The organism is Myroides sp. NP-2 (assembly GCF_014145665.1).
Taxonomy (GTDB): Bacteria; Bacteroidota; Bacteroidia; order Flavobacteriales; family Flavobacteriaceae; genus Flavobacterium.
On the sequence record NZ_JACHTD010000007.1, the window covers coordinates 26335 to 44134 of the forward strand.

A 17800-nucleotide genomic window follows, 5' to 3' on the forward strand; every position below is an offset into this window, starting at 1 on the left:
CACAATAACACTTAAAAAGAGTTAAATCAGCACCTATTCAGCAAACGAAAACCTTAGATATGTTAAAGTTTTTAAAAATATCAATCAATTAATCAAAAACACCCAAAATAATCAAATATTTTTTACTATATTTAAAGTAAGAAAAAACACATGAATTGTATGGAAATATTTTTGAAAACGATCCGTTTTAAAGACCTACAAGAGCAGGATGTGGAAACAAACCAATCTGTAGGCGAAAATTTAAATTACCCACTGAGCGAAGCTGAAATACCAGCTGGACTGTACGTAGAGCTAGAGGAGGAAGAAAAAAATTATTATGATGAGTACGAAGAACACTTGGGAATTTAAGTATGTAGGATCTTGTAACTGATTATCCGTTTTTTGAATAAAAACAATAATCAATTACAAGATTTTTTTTTTACCTTATTTTGTCTTACGTTAAGAATATTGGATCTGAGTATAGATTAAAACAACGTATAACCCTTACATTTTTTTATCTAAACCCAGACCTTAATCGGAGTAAGGATCAGTTAGACGCGCCCTTTTAGCGCGTTAAATACCCAGGCAATAGCCAAGAAGCCCACTCCTACAGCGGCAAATCCCCAACCAGCAATCTCGTAGTATTTTAACGTTCCCAAGGCAATGAGTACGATTCCCATCAGAATCATAATCAAGGTTGCATATCCCAATATTTTATTTTTATTCAAATTATTTGCCATTTCTTTTTAATTAAAGATTTTCATCAACATTTCCTTTAACAAGTCTCCCTGTGGTAGTTGAGTCGCTCCGACTCCTTTTCCTTTTAAATCCACCTCTTTCAAATGCGCAATAATTTGACTCACGCGTTTCATAGGATAGGTTTTAAACCCCAATTCATAATCTTTTATTGCATATTGAACAACTTTTAAGCTCTTCATCACATTTTGCGGCGATTTGTCTTGCAACCCGTGATACAACAGCAATTTAGAAAAATACGCATACACAATACCTATGGTTACCACAAAAGGGTTGTTTTTAGGGTTTTGTGCAAAGTGGTTTGCAATTTTATACGCTTGTAACTGATTGCGATCGACAATCGCTTTCATTAACTCGAAGTTATTGTAATCTTTGCTTATACCAATATTCTTTTCAATAATCTCAGCTGTAATAGGCTGACCTTTGGGTACAATAAGAGTCAATTTATCTAATTCCTTCACTATTTTAGAGAGGTCATTTCCCAAAAACTCAATTAACATGGCTGCCGATTTAGGATCAATACCATACCCTCTCTTGCTCACCGTTTGTTGCAACCACCCTTCTAATTTATAATCTTTTAGTCGGTTGCTCTCAAAGAGAACCGCGTGTTTTTGGAGGCTCTTATACAACTTTTTACGTTTGTCTATCGTCTTGTATTTATAACAAAACACCAGTACGGTAGATGGCTGTGGTTGGTTGACATAATCGTCTAGTTGCTCGATAGTCTTGGCCAAATCCTGAGCTTCTTTGACAATAATCACTTGTTTTTCAGCCATCAATGGAAAGCGCTTAGCATTGGAAACAATATCTTGAATGCTCACATCTCTACCGTATAATATCATCTGATTGAACCCCTTTTCCTCTTCAGTCAATACATTACTTTCTATATAATCCGCAACATTATCAATATAATAAGGCTCATCTCCCATCAAAAAATAAACAGGAGCTATGGTCTTATTCTTAATATTTCTTACGATTTCTTTGAGTTGTTCCAAAATATAATTTACTTAAAATTGTAGTATCCGCTTAAACAAATATCTTTGTATTATGCAAAGATTAAACTTTCCATCTTTTGATTTCCGATTCAAAAATAGTGAAAATAAGATATCTATTTTTGATGTGATCCGTAAAAAATTTATTCTTCTAACTCCTGAAGAATGGGTTCGACAACATGTTGTCCACGATTTGATGGTGGTTAAAGGATATCCTATCTCACTAATTAGCGTTGAAAAAATCGTAAAAATCAATGGCATGAACAAGCGATATGACGTTGTTGTGTTTAGACCCAATGGCGAAATTGAAGTTCTGGTGGAGTGCAAAGCTCCTTCCGTTGCTATTACACAACAAACCTTTGATCAAATTGCGCGCTATAATTTTCAGCTGCGCGCTACACATCTTTACGTGACTAACGGCTTGCAACACTATTTTTGTCAGATGGATTATGAGAAAGAAAGTTATTTCTTTTTGCGTGCACTACCCAACTACTCTTCTTTAAAAACCGAATAACCCCATGGGAAAACAATTTGCTTTAGTTGTCTTAAACTGGAATGGAAAGAAATTATTGGAGACTTTTTTACCAACGTTGGTAGCTTATTCTCCGCAAGCTAATGTATACGTTGTGGACAACAACTCTACAGATGGGAGTCAGGAGCTGATACAACGCGATTATCCCAGTGTACGACTCATACAAAATAAAGGAAACTACGGCTATGCCAAAGGGTATAATGAAGGGGTAGCAGCATTGACAGAGCCGATTCTAATTTTAATCAATTCTGACATTGAAGTAACGGAAAATTGGTTGGTTCCCATTGCCGAATTATACGAAGAGGATCCCGAATTAGCCATAGTACAACCCAAGATACTCGATTACAAGAACAAAGCTTATTTTGAATATGCGGGGGCTGGTGGCGGTTATATTGATCGCTACGGTTTTCCTTATTGCAGAGGACGCATCTTTTCTACCATTGAAAAAGACGAAGGACAATACGATGATATTGCCTCAATTTTTTGGGCAAGTGGCGCTTGTTTTTTTATTAAAAACGACGTTTTTAAAATACTAAATGGTTTTGATGAAGACTTTTTCGCTCACCAAGAAGAAATAGACCTGTGTTGGCGTGCCCAAAATAGAGGCTACCGCATCAAATATTGCGGTTTTTCAACCGTCTATCACGTGGGAGGGGCTACCTTAAACTACGCCAATCCCCAGAAGACTTATCTAAACTTCAGAAACTCGTTGATGATGCTTTACAAAAACCTCCCTGCTCATCATAAGTTTAGCACCATTTTTATTCGTTTATGCCTAGATGGCCTTGCGGGTATTTACCACTTATTCTTGTTGCAACCAAAGCACTGTTGGGCAATTATTCGTTCCCATTTTGCCTTCTACAAACGCCTCTCAAAAATGAAAAACAAAATTGAATTTACAAACATTAACAATTATTTCACTGAAAAATCCATAATTTTTACGTACTTTGTCTGTAGAAAAAAGAATTTCATTACAATTCACAATAAACAATAAATAATTTATACTCAAGTATACTAGAATTTCAATGCTTTTGGTATATTTGACTCAAAATTCAATCATTTTTTTATATGAAAAAAGTAGTTTTAGGTTTATCTGTTTTAGCTCTGACACTTACGTCATGTGGTACAAAACAAAAAATTGCTGACTTAGAAGCAAAAAACAAAGAAGTACAAGACTTGTTAAATACTTGTACTATTCAATTGAACTCTGCACTTGCTGAAAAGAAAGTTCTTTCAGAACAAGTACATGACTTAAAGAAAAATACCTCTGACTTAATTAGCAACGTAGGTAACTTAACTATGCTATCTTCAAAAGGTGCTGACAACTTAGAGAAATCTTTAGAAAGTTTAAAAGAAAAAGATTTAAAAATTACCAGATTACAAGATGCCCTTACTAAGAAAGATTCTGTAACCTTAGCCTTAGTTAAGAGTGTGAAAAAAGAAGTTGGGTTTGACGATCCAGATATTGAAGTAAACGTTGAAAAAGGAGTTGTGTATATCTCCATTGCCGACAAATTATTATTCAAAACTGCTAGCTACCAAGTAAATGATAAAGCAAAAGCTGTATTGGCAAAAGTAGCTAAGATTGCAAAAAGCAAACCTGATTTTGAATTAATGGTTGAAGGACACACAGATAACGTGCCAATCAAAAACACAATGTTTGAAGATAACTGGGACTTAAGTGTGAAAAGAGCAACTTCTATTGTACGTGTGTTACAAAAAGATTTAGGTTTAGATCCTAAACAATTAGTAGCATCAGGACGTGGAGAATATGTGCCTCTAGTTGACAATGATACAGCTGAAAACAAAGCTAGAAACAGAAGAACTAGAATCATCTTAATGCCGAAAATTGATCAGTTCTACGATATGATCGAAAAGGAAATGAAAGAAATGAAAAAATAATCATTTAGATACAAGAAGAGCCGTTTGATTCGTCAAACGGCTTTTTTTATATCTATCTTCTTTTATTCGCAAAATAGACTTCTTTTTTTTTGCTTAATTCACAAAAAACTTGTAATTTTTATTGTTCTATTACAGATCAATATTAACCCTTTTCCCTTACCAAACCTATGAACGAAATTCCAACAAACTTCAACAATTTTGATATCATCGGCGATATTCACGGGCACAGCAATGACTTAAAAAAACTATTAGGCGCGCTAGGCTACAAATTAAAAGGTAATTACTATCATCATCCCGAGCGAAAAGTGCTTTTTTTAGGCGATTACATTGATCGAGGTGTCAATGTAGTTGAAGTTTTAGAAATAGTTAAAAATATGGTCGACAATGGTCAAGCCATCGCTTTAATGGGCAACCACGAATACAATGCTATTTGTTACAACACCCTAACGGAAGATGGAACTTATTTGCGCGAACACAGCAAAAAAAACTTCAATCAACACGCCATCACCATGGCGGCTTTTATGCAAAAACCCAACTTGTATAAAATGTATGTAGAATGGTTTAAAACACTGCCTCTTTTTTATGAAAATGACACCTTTCGCGCTATACACGCGTGTTGGGATCAAGATAGTGTAACCTACCTAAAAACGCGTTTCCCCAATCATTGCCTAAACAGTGCAGTACTTGAAGAAGCTAGTACAACAGGAACAGCATTATACGAGGCATTAGAAATTATCTTAAAGGGCAAGGAGCTCGATCTTCCCAACAACCAATCCTTTATTGACAAGGACGGAATCATACGTCATTCCTTTCGCGTAAAATGGTGGGAAAAACCACAGCTACCTCCTACCCTACATAGCATTAGCGCTTCTGTAATCAAGCATCAAGCAAATGATGCTATAGATATTCAGCACTTAAATTTTTACCCTCCAACGGATAAACCCGTCTTCTTTGGCCATTATTGGATGAAAGTCCAAACAGGCGGTCAACCGCAAATATTAACACCCAACACCTGCTGTCTCGATTACAGTGTAGCCAAAAATGGTCATCTGGTTTGCTATCGTTACAGCGGAGAGCAACAACTCGATTCCGCTTCAATCAACTATATCAAAGAGTACAATTAATATATAGAAGGATCCAACAAATCAATCAAGTCATATTGCAAGATTTTTGGATCTTTTTTTAATGAAAATCGCTTCGTCACAAAAAAGACTAGGCTTGTATTCAACAGTTGAGAGGAATAATCTTCGACTTTGTTGAAATACAAACCGCTCAGGGACGATTTCATTCCGCCCCCCCATTCATCACCTTGATAGCTCAGATTGATGTCACTCCTTATCTGTCCATTGACGTAAAACGCTGTGTGTTTATTGCTTAAATTCTCATCAAAAATACCGTTGAGCCCAACATTCACTGATAAGGAAGCTAAGAATTTCTTGCGTATCACCAAATTGTAGCCATACCCTATAGTTGGTCCAAAAATATAACGTCTACTGTCGTGCTCACGCACGCCTTCTGCTAGTTCTGGCGTATTTTTAATGATGCTCAAAAAAGCCGACCCTCCAATTAACAGAGCACCCGCAGACTTCCTTTGTCTGCTGTTCTTGTTTTGAGCCGCACCGATGGAAAACCTATCCGAGTTAAAGACGTATGTATATCGACCTCCGTACAAATTGATTCTCAAGTCACTGTAACTTTGATACATATCCATCTCCTCATTAAAATGGTAAAAGCCCTTATACTGTTGAAAATAAAAATCAACCATAAACTTCTTGCCAATTAAGTGGTATTGGAAATCAACTGTTGAGCTCTTCCCTTTCTCTTTATCACTCATTCCCGAAAATCCATGGCTATAGCTCAAGGAGGAGTTCTTCCACGCAAAGGCTACCCCTATTTTTACGGGACGATTGGGCTCAAAAACCAACTCTTCTTTTTCTTGTTCATACTTGAGCGACAAGAAATCTTGATTTAAACTAAGCGTCGCTCCATAAGTATGAGCGTACTTTTCAATGTAGAGTGAATCGACTTGGGCCAATCCACAAGTACAATAAAGCAAACTACTTCCTAAAAAAAATCGAACTTTGTTTCTCACTTCTTTGATTTTACACTATGACAATAGCTCTTCAATCTGCTGAATACCATCGCGTTGACAAATAATGCGATAGCGCTTGTATTCGGTATGATCTCCGTATTCAATTTGCGAGATAAAATTGATGTAATATACTTTATCTGCATCAAAACTGATTACTTGTTTGTTCTGTTCATCTAAACTCAAAACCGGTACTTTAGGCGTATCCATGCGTTGCATCAATCGCGTTAAGTTGAAACGAAAAATATCGTGTACTCCTTTAAAGAAATACGTACTATCTTTCAACATTTCTCCACGATCCAACGAAACTTTTTTGCGATATAGCAGTATTTTTTCGTTGTGAATGCGATTTTCTACTTCTAACAGAACCGATCGATTTCTTATGTTTAAAATCTCAGAGGGTACTTTTTCATCGGTAATAAAATCAACGGCTTCTTTGATCCATCCAATTTTTCTTCCTTTAATACTTATAGAGGTTTTGTTGTCAAAATACTTCCCTCCAAGCTTTCCTGCAAAATAGAAACGCATCAGTTCTTTGATCCGATCTTTTAGCATATAGCCCACCACTAAGGCAACAAACAAAGGCATGGTAAAATTGCCGTATTTCTGTTGGAAGGAAAAGGCTACAATCGTAGCAAATACCATGGATATACCTGCAGCAATACTGTAATACACTTGTTGAACAAAAACACCATCCCCATCTTTCTTTTTATTTGATTCCAACAACAGATCGGATTCTACATATTTATTGAGCATGGCATACCGATAAATTACGGCCTGGTTTGTCGCGTGTTCATTTGCTTTGATAAAACTATAGCCCCTGTTTTTCATATAAGCTTGTTCAGATAGAATCAATTCTTTTGTTTGTTGCTGTAATAATTGAAACTGTTCATCAGAGACAAGCATTAACCGATCGAGTAATAAAAAGCTATAACGCAATAAGGTATAGGAAAAGTATTCATCGGCAAAAATAAAGTAGTTCAAATACTCTTTTTCTGCAACTTGTTCATTCGCCATCAGCATTTCTTTCAAGCTTCTAAACTTTGTTCGAATGGCGGTACACGACTCGATATACGACTGAATTAAATGAGTCTGATCCCCAGGCTTTGCGTGTTTGCACTCCGCAACTGCATTGCGCAAGGCAGAGCGAAAAATAGCCATAAACATCTTCAGCTGATATTCGACTTCCCTTACTTGCTGTTCGGTTTCTGCTTCTAGCAATTGATGTGTTGCAGCGCTCAAATTATTAAAAGGAACAGCCCCCTCATTTACAATAGCCGATAGCGTGTAAATGGGTGTTATAAATCTAACCTTGGATTTAACGTCTGAATAGAATTGATCTTTCGAGTAATTCGACTGATTGAGATCTAGCGTATTTGGAACGAAAATCCACGTATTGATGGTAAAATCACTTTGATGCTCCTCTTTGGCTTTAATAAAACCAACCTTCATTTCTAAAGTAAATGCATCATGTGACCTCACTTTAATATCTAGCATTTTTTATCTTTTTTAAAAAAACTATTTTTTCTCCGTACGAGTGCCATATTTAACAATAGAAGGCATACTAATTGAGCATCTATTTAAAAAAACAGCTCAATACAAATTTAATTATAATATTCACACATTTATGCCTTTATTTTCTAACAAATTCAGACAAAATATTTCCAATCTACGAAGAGAAACATCAAATTGCACGTTCACCCACAACCTTTTAACTTATTTAGAGCATCCGCATATGACCCCCTTGGGATTTTACATTTTCTTGGATAACTTAGCAATTGACGATCTCACGAGCATCAAAAAAATTTCCTTGTCAATTCTATGTGAATTGGGCTTGGCGGCTTTACAGCACCAGGTCTCCTTTCAACACAACTTAGAAGACTTGGAAAAACTAGGTATATTACTCCAAATACAAACGACAACGTACAAACAATTTCTCAAGCAAACGCGTTTTATAGGACAAAGTCTTGAAGATAAGGCGCACATCAGACAGGAAATTGAACGCATTTTAAAACAAATCAATTGCGTATAGGGCGTATCACAGCAATCTGCGGGACAATGTACAGTTCTTTTCGTCTAATATTTTTAACGCTGGTGTACCTAAAACAAAAATCTTTACTTATCTTTCAACACTGTATGGGGAGCAATAGCTATCCCCTCCCAAAAAAAACCATACTATGAAGGGAATTATACTAGCCGGTGGTTCAGGAACTCGACTACATCCACTTACTTTATCGATTTCAAAACAACTGCTACCTGTCTATGACAAACCGATGATTTACTACCCATTGTCGACACTTATGTTAGCTGGTATTCGCGAGATTTTAATAATTTCCACGCCACGTGATTTGCCGATATTTGAATCACTCCTCGGTACAGGAGAACAACTAGGTATACAACTTTCATACGCAGTACAACCCGCACCAGAGGGCATCGCCCAAGCCTTACTCATTGCTGAAAATTTTATTGGTTCAGACCCTGTTTGTTTAATTCTTGGCGATAACATATTTTATGGCAATGACTTACAAAAGAAAATACAACAAGCGATACATCTCGTAGAACAAGATCAAAAAGCCGTAGTTTTTGGTTATACTGTAAAAGATCCGGAACGCTATGGCGTAGTTGAATTTGACGATTCCCATCAAGTGCTTTCAATAGAAGAAAAACCAGTAAAACCCAAATCTAACTTTGCGGTCGTAGGTTTGTATTTTTATCCCAACACCGCCGTTGCATATACTAAAACCTTAACTCCCTCTCAAAGAGGTGAGTTGGAAATCACAAGCCTAAACAACTTGTATTTAGCGCATAACAACCTAGTTGTTCAGCTTTTGGGTAGAGGATTTGCTTGGCTCGATACCGGTACCCATGAATCACTGGTTGAAGCTACCGAATTTGTAAAAACGGTTGAAAAGAGAACGGGACTTAAAATAGGTTGTTTAGAAGAAATCGCACTTTCTAAGCAATGGGTGTCTGCTGCGACTCTTGAACACAGTATTGCCTCATACAAAGGAGAGTATTACGACTACATTCGAGAGAATCTGCGCATACATCAAAAATAATACCTTAGGCTCTACGATTTTCAATGGCAGCAATCCACGCTTGATTCGCTAAGTACCAATCAATTGTTTTATGCAATCCCTCTTGGAGTGTTACTTGGGGCATCCATCCGAGTTGTTGTAATTTACTAGCATCTATGGCATATCTAAAGTCGTGTCCTTTGCGATCTTCCACAAAATGGATAAGCTTTCTACTGTCTCCTGCTTCGCGCATCAAGGCGGTGTCTAGTAAATCACACAAGAGTTGAACAATCTCTAAATTTGTCACTTCGTTATTCCCACCAACGTTATAGGTTTCTCCTAATTTACCGTGGGCAAGAATAAAGAGAATCGCCTGAGCGTGGTCTTCTACATACAACCAATCGCGAATATTAGAGCCTGTGCCGTACACTGGAATTGGTTTTTGGTGTAATATACATTGGATGGTTAGGGGAATCAGCTTTTCAGGGTACTGATTAGGCCCATAGTTATTAGAACAATTACTAATCAAATAAGGCATTTGATAGGTTTCACCATAAGCGCGGACAAAGTGATCAGAACTAGCTTTTGAAGCGGAATAGGGAGAATTTGGCGAATAGGCTGTAGATTCAACAAATAAGCCTTCAGTGCCTAAAGTGCCGTACACCTCATCTGTGCTAATGTGATAAAATACTTTCCCCTTCCAATTACCTTCCCACAGTTGACGAAAGGCGTTTAACAGAACAACCGTTCCCAAAACATTTGTCGTGACAAAAGCCAACGGGTCGACAATGGATCGATCCACGTGAGATTCGGCTGCCAAATGAACGATATGCGTAAACTGGTATGTGGCAAATAACTGGTTAATAAAGGCTTCATCGCGAATATCGCCTTGAACAAATTGATAATTCGGAGCTTGTTCAAGTCCTGTTAGGTTGGCTACATTCCCTGCATACGTCAACAAATCTAAATTGACGATTACTGCTTCGGGATATGTTTCTATCAAGTTTCTAACCACATGGCTTCCTATAAAGCCTGCGCCTCCGGTAATTAATATGCGTTTTGAATCTTTCATGCCTTTTTTACTAGCGATTGATCACAAATATAGGTATAAAAAAACTACGCATACCTAGATAAGCGCAGCTTTATATAAACAAAAAAGGCCTATAAACATAGACCTTTTGTATTAGTTATTTAACATAACAGGCATAACAAGCATTGTAACTGCTTCTCCGTCTTCTAAACCATCTACGGGTGTTAGAATCCCTGCTCTGTTTGGCAATGACATTTCTAATTGAATCTCATCAGACTGAAGGTTGTTCAACATCTCCAACAAGAATCTTGAATTAAACCCGATTTGCATATCATCTCCTTGGTAATCACAAGTAAGACGCTCGTCCGCTTTGTTTGAGTAGTCGATATCTTCTGCTGAAATATTCAACTCTGTACCAGCAATACGCAATCTGATTTGGTGTGTTGTTTTATTGGCATAGATTGCCACACGACGAACAGAATTCAAGAATTGAACGCGGTTTAGCAATAATCTATTTGGATTTTCCTTTGGAATTACTGCTTCGTAGTTTGGATATTTTCCGTCAATTAAACGACAAGTTAAAGCGTAGTTATCAAAGGTAAACTTCGCATTTGAATCATTAAATTCAATTACAACATCCGCACCTGAGGCCATTAAGATATTTTTCAAAATATTCAATGGTTTCTTCGGCATGATAAAGCTTGCTTCACTTGGCGAAGTAATATCTGTACGAGAATATTTCACTAATTTATGTGCATCTGTAGCAACGAAAATCAATCCTGTTGGAGCAAACTGAAAGAATACTCCAGACATAACAGGTCTTAAATCATCATTTCCTGCTGCGAATATCGTTTTACTGATCGCTGTTGCCAATACGCCAGCAGATACTTCTGTTCTCGATGGATCTTCTAAGCTTTCTGCTTTTGGGAATTCATCTCCTGCTGAATAAGCTAACACATACTTACCAACATCAGAACTAATTTCAATCGTATTGTTTTCCTTTACTGAGAAAGTCAATGGTTGCTCAGGAAATGTTTTCAATGTTTCCAACAATAACTTAGCAGGAACAGCGATACTTCCTTGACTAGTTGATTCTATCTCTAGGCTAGCAGACATTGTTGTTTCTAAGTCAGAAGCTGAAACTCTCAAGATATTATTATCTAATTCAAACAAGAAATTGTCTAAAATATGCAATGTATTACTACTACTAATAACACTTCCTAACACCTGTAATTGCTTCAATAAATAGGAACTCGATACTATAAACTTCATATTAAAATATTTTTATATGTAAAAGGCTTTACACCTACAAATATATTCGTTTAACTTCAATAATAAAAGCAGAATCTACACTACTTTTTAACAAAAGCCTTTCTTTTGAAGAAAGAAAACAAAAATCCAATCAAGAGTACTACGAGAATTGGAATTCCTAAAACAATAATTTGAATCGTTGAATAACGTTCAAAAACACGCATCTTGTCTAGCACTGGAATTTTAACTTCCTTAGTACGAAGATTAATCAGTCCTGAATCATCCAAAAGATAGTTTACAGCATTAAACAAAAACTCCTTATTTCCATACAATTTATTAGTCCATTTATCATAGCCTAATTCCATGGGTTGGTAGTTTTGATCGAGTTGATTTTTTATAATATCACCGTCACTGATGACAATCATTTTGGTTTCTTCGCTTCTTTTTTTCGCATTTGGTAATGCAAATGGCAAGATTCTATTTTCAAAAACAGACTTAAATTGTCCTTCTAACAGAACACCTAAGATGTAATTTCCTTTATTTTTATAGTGTTCAGGCGAAGTTTCTTCATTGATCATATTCAAATTAATTTCCGTTGGAGTACCCACGGTTAAAGAATAAGCAGAAGATTGCAACAGCACTGTTTTTTTGATATCATTTTTCAAGGTGTCGATTGGAGATACAAAATCCAAGCGAACGCCTTCTATATTTTTTACAATTGGATGCGTAGATTCTGGATACACAAATGGAGCGAACTTCCAAATAAATTCTCCATATTGCGTTTCACTTCCTTGACGACCTAGCGCCAATTTAATAGGAGTAGCTACCTCGTCTTTTACTAATAAGGGATTAATCCTCACCCCGTATTTAAACAACATCTCTCCAAGTGATTGGTCTTTGGGATAAGCAAATAGAGATCCTTTAGCGCGTAAGCTGTCGAAGTCGGCTTGAACCTGATCCAACAACCACAGCGTTTTACCGCCATTCATTATAAATTGATCCAACACTTCAATTTGTTTTTCGTCAAACTCCTTCGTCGGTTTAGCCATAATTGCTAGATCGAATTCTTGCAATTGTGCTAAAGTTGCTTGTGGTGATTGAGCCACCGAATCTAAAGTGAAGGGCGCAAGGTGATAATTATCTTTGGCACTAATTAAAAAATCAGCCAGATAAGGATCCTCTAGTTGACCATTGCCTTTTAAAATAGCGATCTTTTTCGACTTAGGTAGGTTGACTTTTGCAATAGCTTCGGTAAAAGCATACTCCAAGTGTTGAATCGACGTCAATACTTTTTCTTCTGTATTAGCGCCAATCATATTTTTCAACAATTGCACTTTGACCATTTGTTCCCCTTTGCTGACAAAAGCCCAAGGAAAAACTAATGCTTGTGATTGGATTCCCTTATTGTTTACGGTGAGAGTCACCGGTTTTGCACCGAGTTCGTATAAATTACTGACAATTTGATCTTCCGTTGCACCTCCTTCTTCTAAAGGATTGACAAATCGAAATAAAATATTGGGATTTTCAGCACTAAACTCCTCCAATAGCTGGCGAGTTTCACCTTGTAACTTCACAAATTCTTGAGAAAACTGACCTTCTAACAGGACCTCTATTAAAATTGGTTCTGTAACTTGATCAATAATGTCATTGGTAATAGGCGAAAGAGTATAACGCTTGTCTTGCGTTAAATCAAAACGATGATATACATAAGCTCCAATTGCATTTAACAGTACAATTCCTGCAATAAAAATTCCGAGCTGAACAATATTTTTCTTTGTTTCTCTTTTCATTATTTGCGCAATTGATTAATTCGAAATACGGTTAAACTCAAGAATACAGCAGAGAAAGAGAGGAAATAAAGAAGGTCTCTTGTATCGATTACCCCTTTAGAAATACTGCTAAAATGGGCGTTAATTCCAAATTTCCCTATACCGTGTATGGCTTGAATGCGATCTAACATCATCAATCCGTAAGAAGCGATTAAGCAGAATACAACAGCTAAAATAAACGACACCACTTGATTACTGGTAAGCGAGGAGGCAAAAATCCCCATAGCTACATAGGCAGCTCCGAGGAATACCAGTCCCAAGTACGAACCTATAACACTCCCCATATCAAAAGTCTGTCCTGCTAATAGATTATTTTGCAACACCCAAACATATACCAGTGTAGGCAGAATGGCTAAAATCACCAGCACCAATACACCAAAAAACTTTCCCAAGACGATTTGCCAAGGGGACAACGGTTTGGTCAATAGCAATTCTATGGTTCCCTGTTTGATCTCTTCTGAGAAACTTCTCATAGTCACTGCGGGAATTAAAAATAAAAATACCCAAGGAGACAAAAAGAAAAAAGGAGATAAATCGGCAAAACCACTTTGGGGAATGTTGTAATCTCCGTCAAACACCCAAAGAAACAATCCATTAATAATCAAAAAAACAATGATGACTAAGTAGCCAATGGGCGATCCAAAGAAGGATTTAATTTCGCGCAAACACAGTGCTTTCATATCGTAAATGCGATTATTTTAATGTAGCATATTTGTCCACACTCCATGCTTCTGCTTTTTCCTTAAACAACGTTTTAAAATAAGGCCATACTTCGCCAAATAACGTCGATTTTTTATAGGTTGCTAGATCAGCTTCTTCAGACCAATAGCTGTAGGTAAAAAAGATATTCGTTTGGTGTTTATCACGGTAGACTTCTAAGAATTGGCAACCGGGAAAGTTGCGAATTTGATCTTTATATTTTTCAAAATGATTTAAAAAATCATCGATTTTATCCTCTTGTAAGGTAAGTTTTACTATACGTACAAACATATTTTTTTACTTTAGATTAGGCTTCACTAAATTCGATAAACAACTGATCTTCTAGATTCACACCCAAGAGGGTTCGAATAGAACCACCAGGTTCATTAGTTGTAGAATACATAATGGCGATTACCAATTGGCCAACTTCATTGAACAAAGCGAGTAATTCTCCTGCTTTTCCACTCAGTTCACTAGGATCATTGGCATTAAAATCGGCATAGTATTCATTTATTTTTGTAATTGTACGATTTTTTATTCGAATACCAAAGTTTCTTCCACGCCCAACTTGTTCAAATACCTCTCTAGATATGTTACTGACAAGATTACCAAACTTATCCTCATAGACATAGGTTCCAATAATCAGATTGGGCTTTATCGTTAGATTTTCAACCAGGAGATTCATTTTATACAAGCTGTCAATAGGCTGACCAATGGCGTGTAATTCTTTTCCTTCGCACAATTGATAAGCGCAATAGACAAAGACGTCATTAGTACTCATCCCTTCGACGTGATTAATGGCAACTGCTTGTTCAAATTGATGTGTTCCCAACGTAACTGCGATTGCGCCATTATCCGTTCCAATAAAATAGTGATCTTGATATTTTACGCAAATAGCGGGGGAAAAAGGCAAGATAGCAGATGCAACAGACAAAATATGAATGCTTCCTTTCGGAAAATGGCTATAGGCCATAGAAAGTACGAATCCCGCATCGGCCACTCGATAATTTCTCACACCATGCGAGATATCCACTACATTACAATTTTGAATATTAGAATATATCTTCCCTTTTAAAACTCCTACATAATAATCGGTATATCCAAAATCAGTTGTTAATGTAATTATTCGCTGCATTATTTTTTAGTCTCTGTTTTTATAAGAAAAATCAAATTTTTATAGTAGATTTGAAATACAAAATTAGACTATTTTTTTAATTAATTCGTATTAGTATTGAACGAAAGAATAATAGAACTCTCGGAAATTAGCCCTAAAGAGTTTTGGGGACCACAAGACTTACATTTAGACGTCTTAAAAAAGCTTTATCCACGTGTTAAAATCATCGCACGAGGATCTTTGTTAAAAATCTATGGAGAAGAAGAGGTTTTAGATGAATTCGAACGCAAATTTGTGCGTCTGATAAAATACTTTACTCGATATAATAAAATTGATGAGAATGCGATTGAGCGCATTGTGATGGATAGCGATTTACAGCAAACCACAGCACTAGATGATGTTTTAGTGCACGGCGTTGGCGGAAAGCTAATCAAGGCAATGACAGACAATCAACAAAAACTAGTCAAATTTGTAGAGAAAAACGATATGGTTTTTGCCATAGGCCCAGCGGGTACTGGAAAAACATATACGGGTGTTGCTTTGGCCGTTCGCGCCTTAAAAAACAAAGAAGTCAAGCGAATCATTTTAACTCGACCCGCAGTAGAAGCAGGTGAAAACCTTGGTTTTTTACCTGGGGATATGAAAGAAAAATTAGATCCGTATATGCAACCCTTATACGATGCATTGCGCGATATGATTCCCCCTCAAACCTTAGAAGACTATCTTTTCAAAGGAGTGATTCAAATTGCACCTTTGGCTTTTATGAGAGGTAGAACCTTGGACAATGCTTTTGTAATCTTGGATGAAGCACAAAATACAACCCATTCTCAGATGAAAATGTTTTTAACGCGTATGGGTAAAAACGCTAAATTCATCATTACTGGAGATCCCGGTCAGATCGACTTACCGCGCAAAGTTTCTTCTGGATTAAAAGAAGCCATCGAAATTCTTAAAGATGTTGAAGGAATTGGTATGTTATACTTAGACGATAAAGATATTGTTCGTCACAAATTAGTGAAGCGCATTGTCAATGCTTATAAAATAGTGGAAGACCGAAGAGATGCGGTTAAACCAGAGGATATAAAAAAGGTTGAAAACAATTAAGTTTTCAACCTTTTCTTATTACAAATTATTTACTCCCAATGTTATACGTTATAGGTATCTCTAAAAAACTGCAATTTCAGATCTTCTCCTATAAATAAATTCAAATCATCTCCATCTAATTCATAGCGATCGCACTCTTCAAGAATTTCTAACAATTCTTTTTCTCTGCTCTCGTTTAATGAAACATAATCAGGGGAGAGTACAATTTTGAAAGCGATGTTATCGCCTTCACAGCGCAGATCACCATAGATCATGTGATTGCCACCGCTGCCAGAAAAACTACGCGTATTGACATCAATACACACTAAAGGAATTTGATTAATACCCAGTTCTTCAATTTTCTTATTTTCAAAGGCTTTGAACACCCAGTTACCCGATAATTTTTTATCGTATAGGTAGTGTCCAAAACATGCAAAGTCAGTTTCAATTCCGTCTTTCTTACTTAAACTCACGGCCACCGAATGATCAAATCTACCGTCTAAAAAAGAGCGAGCACTATCGTCTTTGTAAATGACGATCTCAATTTTTTCATTCGCACTAGCTGAACGGTACACCCTACCCTCACCTTCAATCAGTGGTTCCTCATAAGGAAAAACAATTTTTACATTGGGTTTTAAACTAGCGTACACAATTCCCTTTTTACTGATGGTAATCGTTTGCAACGAATCTTGTGCTAGTATCTTAAAAAACACTCCCTCTGAATCTTCTTTTTTCAAGAGATCCAGTTGCTTTGTATCATTTTCTTTCTGCCCTTTTTCAGTTAAATTATCACTTCCACAAGAGGGAAATAACGAAACAGTTAAAGCCAATATCATATTCTCAATCTTTTACGTTACAAAGATAAACCCAAACAACATACCAAAAAAAACCAACTTTTTTTATTTAGTAATAATTTAACTTTTATTACTCATTATTTTAGAGTTTCAAGTATAAAATTAAATAAATTATTGTAAATAAAAAAATAATATTACTTAAAAATAAAAGATAAAATCAATAATTTAACAAATACTTATAAACGAGCATAAAAAACCACTCTCTTAGCTAATTAACAATTTTAACGTAGCTTATAACGGTTCCCCTTAATAAAATCAAAAAGGAAATCCTCTTTTTATTTAAGGCAGCTGTTGCATTTCTACAAAACAGGGAAAAAAGCAAAGCAAAGTTCTCATTTTACACTATTTTTTACTAAAAACTAAAACAGAGGAGTTGGGGTAATCTTCTTTTTATATAACGAGAACTACTTGCTATTATTTCACCTTCATCATTTTTTTTATTTGAATAAAAGAAAGCCTTTTTACGATGTATTGGGTGTGCATAATGTTTTTATGTCAGAATGCCCCAGGGAGAAAAGAAGAAAATAACAATACAGTTGTTCTCAACTGTAGCAAGAATATAGCAGTAATAGAACACAAGCTATCAAACAGTTAAAAAGGGAAATAATATACTCAAAAGCAAAATTTTTTTTCGTTCTTCAACATTGCTATTTTTTGTTGTGCTTGCTTTTTC

19 protein-coding genes are annotated in these 17800 nt (G+C 36.1%); 8 read left to right on the forward strand and 11 right to left on the reverse strand.

Annotated features, from left to right (window positions below):
• The first annotated feature begins 159 nt into the window (after positions 1-159).
• The gene (locus tag H4K35_RS08270; protein ID WP_182626926.1) at positions 160-348 is read left to right on the forward strand and encodes a hypothetical protein; all 189 of its coding nucleotides are present in this window, start codon (positions 160-162) and stop codon (positions 346-348) included.
• Between the two features lie 182 nt (positions 349-530).
• Here the strand turns inward: H4K35_RS08270 and H4K35_RS08275 are convergent, their stop codons facing one another.
• Together H4K35_RS08275 and holA are read right to left on the reverse strand one after the other, a co-directional pair.
• Entirely contained in the window at positions 531-719 is a 189-nt protein-coding gene (locus tag H4K35_RS08275; protein ID WP_002986661.1) for a CAL67264 family membrane protein, read from the reverse strand.
• A 6-nt stretch (positions 720-725) separates the two neighbouring features.
• Positions 726-1730 carry a DNA polymerase III subunit delta gene (gene holA / locus H4K35_RS08280; RefSeq protein WP_182626928.1) on the reverse strand — a complete coding sequence of 335 codons (1005 nt, stop codon included), beginning with the start codon at positions 1728-1730 and terminating at the stop codon, positions 726-728.
• A 52-nt stretch (positions 1731-1782) separates the two neighbouring features.
• On the opposite strand from holA, the gene H4K35_RS08285 reads away from it, so the two are divergent.
• The 4 genes from H4K35_RS08285 to H4K35_RS08300 all read left to right on the forward strand — a co-directional run bounded on the left by H4K35_RS08285 (position 1783) and on the right by H4K35_RS08300 (position 5285).
• A complete protein-coding gene (locus tag H4K35_RS08285) occupies positions 1783-2241 on the forward strand; it encodes a type I restriction enzyme HsdR N-terminal domain-containing protein (RefSeq protein ID WP_182626930.1) in 459 nt (152 codons plus the stop codon).
• A gap of 4 nt (positions 2242-2245) precedes the next feature.
• The gene (locus tag H4K35_RS08290; RefSeq protein WP_182626932.1) at positions 2246-3253 is read left to right on the forward strand and encodes a glycosyltransferase family 2 protein; all 1008 of its coding nucleotides are present in this window, start codon (positions 2246-2248) and stop codon (positions 3251-3253) included.
• 74 nt (positions 3254-3327) lie between these two features.
• Positions 3328-4161, forward strand: coding sequence for an OmpA family protein (locus H4K35_RS08295; protein WP_182626934.1), 834 nt, complete (start codon positions 3328-3330; stop codon positions 4159-4161).
• 167 nt (positions 4162-4328) lie between these two features.
• The gene (locus H4K35_RS08300) at positions 4329-5285 is read left to right on the forward strand and encodes a metallophosphoesterase (protein WP_182626936.1); all 957 of its coding nucleotides are present in this window, start codon (positions 4329-4331) and stop codon (positions 5283-5285) included.
• Here the strand turns inward: H4K35_RS08300 and H4K35_RS08305 are convergent.
• Both H4K35_RS08305 and H4K35_RS08310 read right to left on the reverse strand, forming a co-directional pair.
• Positions 5282-6253: a DUF4421 family protein gene (locus tag H4K35_RS08305; protein WP_182626938.1), complete on the reverse strand. Its 972-nt coding sequence runs from the start codon at positions 6251-6253 to the stop codon at positions 5282-5284. The genes H4K35_RS08300 and H4K35_RS08305 overlap by 4 nt on opposite strands.
• A gap of 15 nt (positions 6254-6268) precedes the next feature.
• On the reverse strand, positions 6269-7747 hold the full coding sequence (locus H4K35_RS08310; protein WP_182626940.1) for a hypothetical protein: 1479 nt from the start codon (positions 7745-7747) through the stop codon (positions 6269-6271).
• Positions 7748-7877: 130 nt separating this feature from the next.
• On the opposite strand from H4K35_RS08310, the gene H4K35_RS08315 reads away from it, so the two are divergent.
• Together H4K35_RS08315 and rfbA are read left to right on the forward strand one after the other, a co-directional pair.
• Positions 7878-8282, forward strand: coding sequence for a hypothetical protein (locus tag H4K35_RS08315; RefSeq protein ID WP_182626942.1), 405 nt, complete (start codon positions 7878-7880; stop codon positions 8280-8282).
• A gap of 145 nt (positions 8283-8427) precedes the next feature.
• Entirely contained in the window at positions 8428-9309 is an 882-nt protein-coding gene (rfbA, locus tag H4K35_RS08320) for a glucose-1-phosphate thymidylyltransferase RfbA (RefSeq protein ID WP_182626944.1), read from the forward strand.
• Positions 9310-9313: 4 nt separating this feature from the next.
• Here the strand turns inward: rfbA and rfbB are convergent, their stop codons facing one another.
• The 6 genes from rfbB to H4K35_RS08350 form a co-directional block, all read right to left on the reverse strand.
• The gene (rfbB, locus tag H4K35_RS08325; RefSeq protein ID WP_182626945.1) at positions 9314-10339 is read right to left on the reverse strand and encodes a dTDP-glucose 4,6-dehydratase; all 1026 of its coding nucleotides are present in this window, start codon (positions 10337-10339) and stop codon (positions 9314-9316) included.
• 111 nt (positions 10340-10450) lie between these two features.
• Positions 10451-11569 carry a DNA polymerase III subunit beta gene (gene dnaN, locus H4K35_RS08330; protein WP_182626947.1) on the reverse strand — a complete coding sequence of 373 codons (1119 nt, stop codon included), beginning with the start codon at positions 11567-11569 and terminating at the stop codon, positions 10451-10453.
• A gap of 80 nt (positions 11570-11649) precedes the next feature.
• Positions 11650-13338, reverse strand: a complete 1689-nt coding sequence (gene gldG / locus H4K35_RS08335) for a gliding motility-associated ABC transporter substrate-binding protein GldG (protein ID WP_182626949.1) — start codon at positions 13336-13338, stop codon at positions 11650-11652.
• A complete protein-coding gene (gldF, locus tag H4K35_RS08340) occupies positions 13338-14057 on the reverse strand; it encodes a gliding motility-associated ABC transporter permease subunit GldF (RefSeq protein ID WP_182626951.1) in 720 nt (239 codons plus the stop codon). The genes gldG and gldF overlap by 1 nt, the downstream gene beginning before the upstream one ends.
• 13 nt (positions 14058-14070) lie before the next feature.
• A complete protein-coding gene (locus tag H4K35_RS08345; protein WP_182626952.1) occupies positions 14071-14367 on the reverse strand; it encodes a putative quinol monooxygenase in 297 nt (98 codons plus the stop codon).
• A 16-nt stretch (positions 14368-14383) separates the two neighbouring features.
• Positions 14384-15211 (reverse strand): S-adenosyl-l-methionine hydroxide adenosyltransferase family protein, encoded by an 828-nt coding sequence (locus tag H4K35_RS08350; protein ID WP_182626954.1) that lies wholly within the window; start codon positions 15209-15211, stop codon positions 14384-14386.
• A gap of 96 nt (positions 15212-15307) precedes the next feature.
• Here H4K35_RS08350 and H4K35_RS08355 point away from each other — a divergent pair, with 96 nt between their 5' ends.
• Positions 15308-16294, forward strand: a complete 987-nt coding sequence (locus H4K35_RS08355; RefSeq protein WP_182626956.1) for a PhoH family protein — start codon at positions 15308-15310, stop codon at positions 16292-16294.
• Positions 16295-16335: 41 nt separating this feature from the next.
• Here H4K35_RS08355 and H4K35_RS08360 read toward each other — a convergent pair whose 3' ends face one another.
• Positions 16336-17109 carry a hypothetical protein gene (locus tag H4K35_RS08360; protein ID WP_182626958.1) on the reverse strand — a complete coding sequence of 258 codons (774 nt, stop codon included), beginning with the start codon at positions 17107-17109 and terminating at the stop codon, positions 16336-16338.
• Positions 17110-17800 lie beyond the last annotated feature (691 nt).

Excerpts from the sequence above, each read along its gene's own strand:
- H4K35_RS08270 (WP_182626926.1), top strand. The coding sequence starts at position 160 with ATGGAAATATTTTTGAAAACGATCCGTTTTAAAGACCTACAAGAGCAG.
- H4K35_RS08275 (WP_002986661.1), bottom strand. The coding sequence starts at position 719 with ATGGCAAATAATTTGAATAAAAATAAAATATTGGGATATGCAACCTTG.
- H4K35_RS08285 (WP_182626930.1), top strand. The coding sequence starts at position 1,783 with ATGCAAAGATTAAACTTTCCATCTTTTGATTTCCGATTCAAAAATAGT.
- H4K35_RS08290 (WP_182626932.1), top strand. The coding sequence starts at position 2,246 with ATGGGAAAACAATTTGCTTTAGTTGTCTTAAACTGGAATGGAAAGAAA.
- H4K35_RS08295 (WP_182626934.1), top strand. The coding sequence starts at position 3,328 with ATGAAAAAAGTAGTTTTAGGTTTATCTGTTTTAGCTCTGACACTTACG.
- H4K35_RS08300 (WP_182626936.1), top strand. The coding sequence starts at position 4,329 with ATGAACGAAATTCCAACAAACTTCAACAATTTTGATATCATCGGCGAT.
- H4K35_RS08310 (WP_182626940.1), bottom strand. The coding sequence starts at position 7,747 with ATGCTAGATATTAAAGTGAGGTCACATGATGCATTTACTTTAGAAATG.
- H4K35_RS08315 (WP_182626942.1), top strand. The coding sequence starts at position 7,878 with ATGCCTTTATTTTCTAACAAATTCAGACAAAATATTTCCAATCTACGA.
- rfbA (WP_182626944.1), top strand. The coding sequence starts at position 8,428 with ATGAAGGGAATTATACTAGCCGGTGGTTCAGGAACTCGACTACATCCA.
- rfbB (WP_182626945.1), bottom strand. The coding sequence starts at position 10,339 with ATGAAAGATTCAAAACGCATATTAATTACCGGAGGCGCAGGCTTTATA.
- dnaN (WP_182626947.1), bottom strand. The coding sequence starts at position 11,569 with ATGAAGTTTATAGTATCGAGTTCCTATTTATTGAAGCAATTACAGGTG.
- gldG (WP_182626949.1), bottom strand. The coding sequence starts at position 13,338 with ATGAAAAGAGAAACAAAGAAAAATATTGTTCAGCTCGGAATTTTTATT.
- gldF (WP_182626951.1), bottom strand. The coding sequence starts at position 14,057 with ATGAAAGCACTGTGTTTGCGCGAAATTAAATCCTTCTTTGGATCGCCC.
- H4K35_RS08345 (WP_182626952.1), bottom strand. The coding sequence starts at position 14,367 with ATGTTTGTACGTATAGTAAAACTTACCTTACAAGAGGATAAAATCGAT.
- H4K35_RS08350 (WP_182626954.1), bottom strand. The coding sequence starts at position 15,211 with ATGCAGCGAATAATTACATTAACAACTGATTTTGGATATACCGATTAT.
- H4K35_RS08360 (WP_182626958.1), bottom strand. The coding sequence starts at position 17,109 with ATGATATTGGCTTTAACTGTTTCGTTATTTCCCTCTTGTGGAAGTGAT.